This window comes from Coprococcus sp. ART55/1 (genome assembly GCF_000210595.1).
Taxonomy (GTDB): Bacteria; Bacillota; Clostridia; order Lachnospirales; family Lachnospiraceae; genus Coprococcus; species Coprococcus aceti.
The window spans coordinates 2,970,798-2,972,555 of sequence record NC_021018.1; the positions used below are offsets into that span (position 1 = coordinate 2,970,798).

Genomic DNA, 1,758 nt, shown 5'->3' on the forward strand with positions numbered 1-1,758 from the left:
TCTCATCCTTGACAGGAACAACTCTTCCACTGTCTATATTGGACTCGTTGTCCAGCATGAGCTTGATGATCCCTGTCTCCATCTCTTTTATCCTTCTGGATGTGACATAATCAGTCGGAAGGAATTCATGTCTCTTGGCTTTCTTGAGTATATTGCCAACAGCCTTATCACCGTTATTCGCAAGATCCTCGATGGAATTCTTCAGATCCTCTCCAAACTGTGAATATATCTCGTCAAGTCTCTCTGCCCTCTGCTGAAGCCATCTAAGTGTATCTCCAAACAGATCCTGTGCATCGAGTTCATCTATAAGCTTTGTTCTCTCCGCAGCAAGTGCTTCCTTGATGCATGCATCGAAATAACCATTCTCAGTCTCCCTCTTCGCTGAAGGGAAAGTGAAGAATCTCTTCGCAACAATGGTCTTGATGGAATCAATAATTCTAGTATATTCACCCGACGGTGTATAATCCTTCATCATCTTCTCAAGCTTTCTGACTTCAGCCATCATACCCTTTGTAGAATCTGTTACACCGGCACTCGGTGCACCTATGACATCTATTGCGCCATATGGGCCAAACTCATTCATATATTTGGATATCACATCATCAAGTGAACTCCAAAGCTTGTTCTTCATCGACTTTATGATAACCGGAAGTTCCTTCTCAAAGTTCTCCATCTTCTTGGCAAAGCCCTCTCGAAGACCGTCCGTATTCTTCTTTATCATCTTATATGTAGGCTTGGTGATCTGACCATACTGTATGAGACCGTTCACGGCAAGTTTGATATCCTCACCCTGCTCCTCCTGCAAGAATACAGTGAGCTCTGTGAGTGCATTCTTGATATCCTCCTCGGCATTGCCCTCCTTGAACGGAGATCTGAACAATCCCTTATATGCCTGGGAAAACAGATCATTCTCACACATATTCTCTATCTCTTTGATAGGAATATGGTAGTCAGCCTCGCTTACTACCTTGTAATAGCAGTTTGACTTCTTGATATTCTCGTCACTGTGCTCCATCTTCCAGTTCGTGATGGAATATCCCTCATTCTCAAAAAATACATCCCTGAGAAGCTTCCTGTCGTTCTCCACGTCATTGTTGCCAATGAACTTGTTGCTGGCTAGCCTGTAGAGGAAGCTTGCTGTATCCCTTGTGATGTATCCCTCAGGTATGTAGCCCTGTTCGTCCTTTCTACCTGATACAAGCATGCAAGCATCAAAGAGATTCTCCCTGATGACCATCTTGTTTGACTTACTGATAAATGTATAGTTGTCATCCTTCTCGGAGAGCTTCATATAATAATCAACTTCCTTGAGGGTCGCACATCCATTTGCATTGAGTCTCGCCACAAGCTCTGTATCTTCGTATACAGCCTTATGACCGAACAGTACATCCGGTGTGAGCAGGCAACCGCCAATCCTCAGATTGTTCCACTTCTTCGCCTTACCATACGCACGTATGTTATATGCGACATCTGAGAGGATTCCACTTCCGGTTCCTCCGGCGATTCCGGATACGATCAGAACATCGACTGTTCCCTCCGTCGTCTTGTCGTATACATCCTGAAGCTTATCAAAAAGGAGCATTCTGACATCCGTATATGCATTCGAGAACATCAGACGTCCAATCTGTCTGTTCCCCTTTGCTCCGTCTCTTCCTATCGTGATAGCCGGGAATTCAGGATCCATCCAGTTTGCAAGATTCTCATGGATCGGATTCTTCTGGATTCCGTTCTCCAGAACATTCTCAATGTCCGGTCTGT

Annotated in this window: 1 protein-coding gene; it reads right to left on the bottom strand. The window is 44.6% G+C overall.

Going from position 1 to position 1,758, the window contains the following annotated elements; translation table 11 throughout:
- On the bottom strand, nucleotides 1-1,758 hold a 1,758-nt coding region (locus CCU_RS13375), incomplete at both ends, for a tubulin-like doman-containing protein (protein WP_208896403.1).